At 30.0% G+C, this 7,387-nt stretch carries 9 protein-coding genes and 1 pseudogene; all 10 read left to right on the top strand.

Annotated elements, in window-relative coordinates; genetic code table 11:
• Positions 1-160 precede the first annotated feature (160 nt).
• Positions 161-778, top strand: coding sequence for a TetR/AcrR family transcriptional regulator (locus tag HMPREF2852_RS04960; RefSeq protein WP_002838505.1), 618 nt, complete (start codon positions 161-163; stop codon positions 776-778).
• A gap of 110 nt (positions 779-888) precedes the next feature.
• On the top strand, positions 889-1,617 hold the full coding sequence (locus HMPREF2852_RS04955; RefSeq protein WP_000889773.1) for an ABC transporter ATP-binding protein: 729 nt from the start codon (positions 889-891) through the stop codon (positions 1,615-1,617).
• Positions 1,592-3,148 (top strand): hypothetical protein, encoded by a 1,557-nt coding sequence (locus HMPREF2852_RS04950; protein WP_023059822.1) that lies wholly within the window; start codon positions 1,592-1,594, stop codon positions 3,146-3,148. Before HMPREF2852_RS04955 ends, HMPREF2852_RS04950 begins: the two co-directional genes overlap by 26 nt.
• 95 nt (positions 3,149-3,243) lie before the next feature.
• Positions 3,244-3,501, top strand: coding sequence for a metalloregulator ArsR/SmtB family transcription factor (locus HMPREF2852_RS04945; RefSeq protein ID WP_023056444.1), 258 nt, complete (start codon positions 3,244-3,246; stop codon positions 3,499-3,501).
• A gap of 40 nt (positions 3,502-3,541) precedes the next feature.
• Positions 3,542-3,760, top strand: coding sequence for a DUF1648 domain-containing protein (locus HMPREF2852_RS04940; protein ID WP_036739994.1), 219 nt, complete (start codon positions 3,542-3,544; stop codon positions 3,758-3,760).
• Positions 3,757-4,110: a GntR family transcriptional regulator gene (locus HMPREF2852_RS04935; protein ID WP_070606326.1), complete on the top strand. Its 354-nt coding sequence runs from the start codon at positions 3,757-3,759 to the stop codon at positions 4,108-4,110. Before HMPREF2852_RS04940 ends, HMPREF2852_RS04935 begins: the two co-directional genes overlap by 4 nt.
• 298 nt (positions 4,111-4,408) lie before the next feature.
• The gene (locus HMPREF2852_RS04930) at positions 4,409-4,819 is read left to right on the top strand and encodes a sigma-70 family RNA polymerase sigma factor (protein WP_070606324.1); all 411 of its coding nucleotides are present in this window, start codon (positions 4,409-4,411) and stop codon (positions 4,817-4,819) included.
• 435 nt (positions 4,820-5,254) lie between these two features.
• Positions 5,255-5,464: an excisionase gene (locus tag HMPREF2852_RS04925; RefSeq protein WP_009345237.1), complete on the top strand. Its 210-nt coding sequence runs from the start codon at positions 5,255-5,257 to the stop codon at positions 5,462-5,464.
• Between the two features lie 77 nt (positions 5,465-5,541).
• Positions 5,542-6,777 carry a tyrosine-type recombinase/integrase gene (locus tag HMPREF2852_RS04920; protein ID WP_023059810.1) on the top strand — a complete coding sequence of 412 codons (1,236 nt, stop codon included), beginning with the start codon at positions 5,542-5,544 and terminating at the stop codon, positions 6,775-6,777.
• 144 nt (positions 6,778-6,921) lie between these two features.
• Positions 6,922-7,387 (top strand): annotated as a pseudogene (locus HMPREF2852_RS04915) (lysine--tRNA ligase); the annotation flags it as partial.

The raw sequence follows: 7,387 nt of genomic DNA, 5'->3' as shown, positions 1-7,387 counted from the left end.
TAAGTGTCCGTACACTTACTGTGCTTGCTACAAAAGTCAAGCAAGCATTAAGCATTTTTCTAAAATTGTAAATATATTATACCATAAAATTCAAGAGAAATGAGAAAACGCAATTGACAAAATGTCAGTTGCGTGATATCCTTTAAATAGGAGGTATAAAATGAGAGATGTAAAAGAACCTGAAATACGACGTGCAGAGATTATGGATGCTGCAATGATACTCTTTATGGAGAAAGGATATACTAATACAACAACTCAGGATATAGTTGATAAAGTAAATATATCAAGAGGGTTGTTATATTATCACTTTAAGAATAAAGAGGATATCTTATATTGTCTTGTAGAACAATATTCAGATAGACTACTGAAAGATATTTATATTATTGCTTATGATGAAGATAAAACTGCCATAGAAAAAATCAGATCATTTATAGATGTTACAATTATATCTTCAGAAAATATTTCAGCAGAGGGTACAGTGCTACAAAAAACAATTGACCTTAAAGAAAATCAATATATGATAGATAAGTTATCCCACAAGCTTGTTGAAAAACTGACAATATATTTTGAAAAGATTATAAATCAAGGAATAATGGAAAGAGTTTTTTCTGTAAAATATCCATTAGAAACAGCAGAGTTGCTTATGACAGCTTATGTTTTTGTTTCAAATAACATAAGTATAAGATATTTAAAGGAAGAACCTGTTGATAACTACTTAAATGCATTTAAGATAATGCTTGAACAAAGCTTAAATACGAAAAAGCTCTTTAGTAATTAAAAAAGAATAGAATGTTTGCAAGGAGAATAATTTGCCGATAGCTACTGATACACAAGTTATCGGTTTTATTTCAAGGAATAACTGACAAATTGTCAATGGAGGTGGAAATTATGTTAGAGATAAAGAATTTTAGTAAATTCTATGGGAACAAAAAGGCTGTTGAAAACTTATCCATTTCAGTACAGTCTGGAGATATTTATGGATTCATTGGTGCAAATGGAGCCGGAAAAACTACAACGATAAAAGCGGTAGTTGGAATTCATGATTTTGAGAATGGAAGTATAACGATTGACGGGCATTCTATTAAAGAAGAGCCTGTTATTTGTAAGAAAATAATGGCATACATTCCGGATAATCCGGATTTATATGAACATCTGACAGGATTTCAGTACATCAATTTTATTGCTGATTTATTTGAAGTTTCTACTGAAATACGCAGAGAAAGAATTCAGAGATACGGCGATTTGTTTGAAATGACGAAACATCTTTCGGGAATGATATCTTCGTATTCACATGGCATGAAGCAAAGAACGGCGATTATTTCTGCACTGGTGCATTCTCCAAAGTTACTAATTTTAGATGAACCTTTTGTTGGACTTGATCCGAAAGCAACTTTTCTACTAAAGAAAATAATGCACGAATGCGTATCAGATGGAGGAGCTATTTTCTTTTCAACACATGTATTGGATGTTGCAGAAAAATTATGTAATAAAATTGCAATTATAAAAAATGGAAAGTTAATTGCGAGCGGAAATACAGAAGAAGTCAAAGGCAATAAATCTTTGGAAACTTTTTTCATGGAGGTGCAGGATAATGAGCAAAATTTGGATACTAATTAGAGCACAATTGATAAATTTCTTTCCGATCAACGAAATGAAAGAGCCGGGAAATAAAAAACAAAGTTCGATTGTTATTGCAAGTTTTGGAATAATAACTCTTGCTATATTTTTCTTTGTTTATAATATCATAACAGCCAAAACATTGGTACAACTGGGACAGCAGAAGTTGATACCGGCATATATGGTATCGGTATCAAGCTTTGCAATATTATTTTTGACAATATTTTATTCGAATGGGATTTTATTTGGCAGTCGTGATATGGAAAATCTTTTGTCATTGCCTGTAAAAAGTTCGGATATTATAAGCAGCAAGTTTATGTTTATGTATTTATTGAATTTTTTAATAGGATTGATGTTTATGCTTCCGGGGGGAATTGTTTGGGTGTTAAACGGAAGTTTAAATGCATTACAGATTATATTGTATTTTACTTCCATAATTTTTGTTCCGTTGATACCTATGTGTATAGCAGCATGTATGGGAATCATTATTGTTGTTGCTTCATCTTTCTTTAAGAGAAAAAATGTTATTGCTTTAATTTTTTCATTTGCAATGATAGGGATAATTGGATATATTGCAGTGTCAGCTATGAAATCAGGTAATGAAAATAGTATTGCGATTATGCTTTCTAAGCAAATTACCGGATTGTACCCGTTATCTAAGCTATTTATGGAATACTATAATTTTCCAATTTACATTGGAGTAGGATTATTTATTGTTCTTTCAATAGTATTTTTTTATATATTTGCCAAAGTGGTTTCATTGAAGTATGGGTTGCTTAATACTCTTGCTAAAACAACAACAAGATATTCTGACAACAAAAATTCGAATAATAGAAAATCAGTATTTTTTGCCCTATATAAAAAAGAAATGGGACTGTTTCTAAATTCATATATGGCAGTATTGAATGCAGGTCTTGGTGTAATACTTTTATGTGTTTTCAGCATATTTCTTCTTTTTAATTCTTTACAACAAATAGGGGAATATTCGGGAATCGAAAATGTTAATGAATATCTTTCAAATTTTGCTCCGATGTGTATTGCTTCAATGTTTTTACTTAGTTGTCCGGCAGCATTTTCCATATCTTTAGAAGGTAAAAATGTTTGGATTTTGCAAAGTTCTCCTATTAGGGTAAAAACGATTTTAAATTCTAAGATTGCAGTAAATCTTACGCTTCATTTAATTGGATATATTGTTTCTGTGTTTATATTTTTGCTAAAGCTTGATATGGACATTATTCAAACCATCAGCTTAATAATTGTTCCTATTTGTTATTCCGTTTTTATAACAGTGATTGGAATTTCTTTGAATAAAAAATTTCCCAACTTTGAATGGGAAAGTGAGATGATGATAGTAAAACAGAGTATGCCTGTTATTGTATCTGCAATTATTGGAATGGCTGCATTAGTTATACCAATTCTTTTTCATTGGTTTTTGCATTTTTCTATAGTACCTACATTATTGGTAGTAGCACTTATTTTGCTCGTTATTGCGGGTGGCGTTTATATAAAAACTTGTAGATTAAATTTTTAGTTTAAGGAGGAGATGTTCTATGAAAAAAATTTTTAAAAGATATAATGGTGTTTATTTCAATATTAAGTTTATTTGCAATATTTCAGGAATAAAAGATGATAGATTTAGTTAGAATATTTGATTCCCTATCAAATCCCATTAGAATGGATATTTTATTAATTATTTCTAATAAAAATTTAACTGCTGGAGAAATAGCAAGTCATTTTAAATTAGAAAAAGCAACTATATCTTATCATCTATCTTTATTAAAAAAGAGTAAATTAATTACCGACAGTAGATATAAAAATTATATCTATTATTCAATTAATAGGGATACATTTGTAGAAGTTATAAGGTGGTTAGATAAATTTTAGGAAAATAGAAAGCTATTGACAAATAGAAAGGAGATTTGCCATGAAAAAAAGATTTTTGAAAGATGTATTAGTGCTGATAGGAATGATGTTTGTAATATTTATTATTTGCATATTTCTCCCAGAGAAAATTCCTATTCATTTCAATGCAAAAGGAATCCCCGATATGTTTGCTAATAAATATTATCTTCTGTTTACTACGGTTATTCCGTATTCTGCTTATTGGAAATTCGTACGAGGAAGAAAAAATAAAAATAAATGAATGTATATCTATATTTGCAAATTGCTTCAGCGTTAAGAGTGTCTATTTTAAGAGGCGATTATGTTCCGGGACAACAGATGCCACCTATAAGGGCTTTAGTACAGAGGGAGGGATGTAATCCTGCAACAGTTCAAAAAGCTTTAAAAGTTCTTGAGAAACAGGGACTAATTGTTAGTCGTGGAAGTAAAGGATATTTTGTTATTGAAAGTGAGAAGAAAATAATTGAGTTAAGAAATCAGCATTTGAACAGGCTAACAAAAATATTGTTTGAAAAACTATATGTCTTAGGATTTTCTGATTCTGAGATTATCAAACTATTTGATAGAATAGAAACTAAAAAAAATGAATAAAAATCAATTATGTATAAAGAAGATAAAAATACTGACTATTTAGATTATTGATAAAATGGAGGAAACAAATATGAAAGAATCTAAACATCTAATGTTAGAAATACCAAAGAAACAAAACATTCCTCTTTTTTATAATCTTTATAGCAGATTATTGTTTCATATGCAAACTGAAACAATCAAGTGCAGTTAGTAAAATACTTTTAATTTTCTGTTTTAGAGGACTTCGTATGCCTAAGTGTAGAAGTCCTCCTTTTTTTGCCTGAAAAACAGTCAGTCAAAAGAAACGGAGGACTTCAAAATGAAAAAAGAATATTATCTATATGTAGGCGGACAAAAGGTCAAAGTCAGTGAGGATATTTACAAAGTCTACTGGCGGGAAAGAGAACATGAAAAGTATTTAGAGCAGGTGGACAGAAAAAACCACTTGCTCTTTTTTTCGTCTCTAAATCACGATGGGAATTTTGTAGATAATCTAGAAGATAAAAATGTTGATGTTGAAAAAGTTGTAGCTACACAAATGATGATTGAAGCACTAAGAAATGCAATGTCAAAGTTAAATAATGATGAACGAGAAATAATTGAAAGATTATATTTCAATGATGAAACACTTCGTGCAGTAGCAAAGACTCAAAATATATCACATCCTGCTTTAATAAAAAGGCGAGATAAGATTTTAGAAAAACTAAAGAAATTTATAGAAGAAATATAGTTTCTGGTTACCAAAGAGGGCAAATTTTCCTTTATAAAGTGAGGGGAGTTTTGTCCTCTTTCTATTTTAAAAGAAATTTAAACAATATTTGAACCTTAACAATTGAATAGACCAAGACAAGACATTAATCATTTTTGGAGCGTAATAACCTATCCGCCAAGATCTTTCTGCTGAATAATTCGGCAAAACAAGTACTGCTAAGCCAAAAGCAAGGGAAGAAGAAAGGGAGCGATAAGTAAGAGTTTGAATATAGGGAGGGATACCCTATTCGCTATGAAGAAAATGAGGATAATGATACTTCTAAGGTTGAAGCCGGCTCATCCTGAACAGAGGCGGAGGTGAGATTCCTATGTTGCTAATCCAAGGCACTTGTCAATGTCAAAAAACTTTAAAAATATTAAAATAAATATTTTAAATATATTATTTGGAGGATTTATGATTAACGAAAATATAAAAGGTGTTCGTGTTTCTGAGAAAGCATTTCTAACATTAAAAGAAGCATCTGAATATTTTAATATTGGTCAAGATAAAGTTAGACAATTAACGGATGAAAATGATTGCGATTTTGTATTATTTAATGGTAGTAAGCGTCTTATTAAGAAAAAGTTAATGGAAGAATATTTAAATAGACAGTTCTCTATTTAATCTAAAACTATATATAAAACACGCTTAATGCGGTATAATAATTATAGCGTGTCTTTTATCAAAAAAGGAGAATTTTTATGGTAAAAAGACGCAAAGATAGTAAAGGGGTTGTTTTAAAAGACGGTGAATATCAAAGGTCAAATGGCACTTATGAATTTAAGTGGCAAGACAAAATAGGTCGTAGAAAATCTATCTATGCGAAAACTCTAAAAGAATTAAGAGAAAAGGAATTAGATATTTTACGCAATACTATAGATGGAATCAACAACGAAGGAAGTAGCTTATCTGTAAATGATACTTTTAAGCTATGGACAAAGGTTAAAAGAGGTTTAAAGGATAATACCTTTAAAAATTACATCTATATGTATCAACAATTTGTAGAACCGACTTTTGGTCGTATTAAACTATCTGATATTAAAAGATCTGATGTTAGAAGTTTTTATAACAGATTAAAGGAAGATCAAGGATTAATGGTTTCTACTATAGATTGTGTTCATACTGTCTTACATCAGGTATTAGAATTAGCAGTGGATGACGAATATATAAGATTTAATCCGTCTGACAATGCTTTGAAGGAATTGAAAGTAGCTTATCGAAATGAATCTCCGAAGAAAAAAGCCATGACAATAGAAGAACAGGTGATATTTGAAGAATATTTATCTAATAGTGATGAATATAAAAAATGGTATCCAATATTCATTGTTATGCTTTGGACGGGAATGAGAGTTGGAGAAGTCACAGGATTGCAATGGGACGATCTAGATTTTGATAATGGTCTTATAAATGTAAACAGGACTTTGGTATATTATAGTAAAGGTAAAGGATTAAACAATAGGTATGCTATTAATACACCGAAGACAGAATCAGGTAAGCGAAGTATTCCTATGGTTCAAAAAGTAAAAGATGCTTTTCTTATGGAAAGAGAGTTACAAAAGACTTTTGGAATCGAATGTTGTGATTCAATCGATGGATTTAAAGACTTTGTATTTTTAAATAGATTCGGAAAGGTTCACAATAATGGAACACTTAATAAAGCTTTGAGAAGAATTGTTAGAGATTGCAATTTAAGTATAATGGATAAAAATAAATCGAACTCTAATGATATTCTATTAGTTCCACATTTAAGCAATCACATTTTCAGACACACCTTTACTACAAGACTTAATGAACAAAATATAAATACAAAAGCAATGCAGTCTATTCTAGGTCATTCTGATATTAGTACAACAATGGATATATATGTAGATGCAACAGAAGATTTTAAGATAGAACAGATGGGAGAATTTGAAAAAGCGATGAAATTTATATTTTAGAATTTACGACAGCTTACGACAAATTTACGACAATTTGCTAGAAATCTATAGGCACTTATAGAGAGTTAGCAAATTGTCGTAAATGGAGAAGTACCATAAAATAGACTTTTATAGAGATTTAGACAATTATCTAAGGTAGAGGGGATTTTCCCAACAATGAAGCCAATAGGAAAAGAAAAATCAGAAAATGAAATCTCATCAAATGAAAATTATGGAAAAATTGCTACAGAAAAAATTGACTTATCAAAAATAAAAGTTGAACCACTATTTGAAGATTATGTAGACTTTGAAACTTTCTCAAAATCTGATTTTAGAGCTGTGAAAGTGAAAAATTGCGAAGAAGTTCCTAAGTCAAAAAAATTATTGAAATTTACATTAGATGATGGTTCTGAAAAAGAAAGAGTTATTTTATCTGGTATTAAGGAATATTACAGCGCAGAGAGCTTAATTGGAAAGACGCTGCTTGCGATTTGTAATCTTCCTCCACGTAATATGATGGGAATCGACTCAGAAGGTATGATTATATCTGCAATTTGTGAGTATAACGGAGAAGAAAAACTTAACTTAATAATGTTGGATAATAATATTCCAGCAGGATCAAAATTATATT

This window comes from Anaerococcus sp. HMSC065G05, from assembly GCF_001812365.1.
Classification (GTDB): Bacteria; Bacillota; Clostridia; order Tissierellales; family Peptoniphilaceae; genus Anaerococcus; species Anaerococcus vaginalis.
Note: the sequence above shows the minus strand (reverse complement) of the source record. Positions and strands in the feature narration are given on the sequence as shown.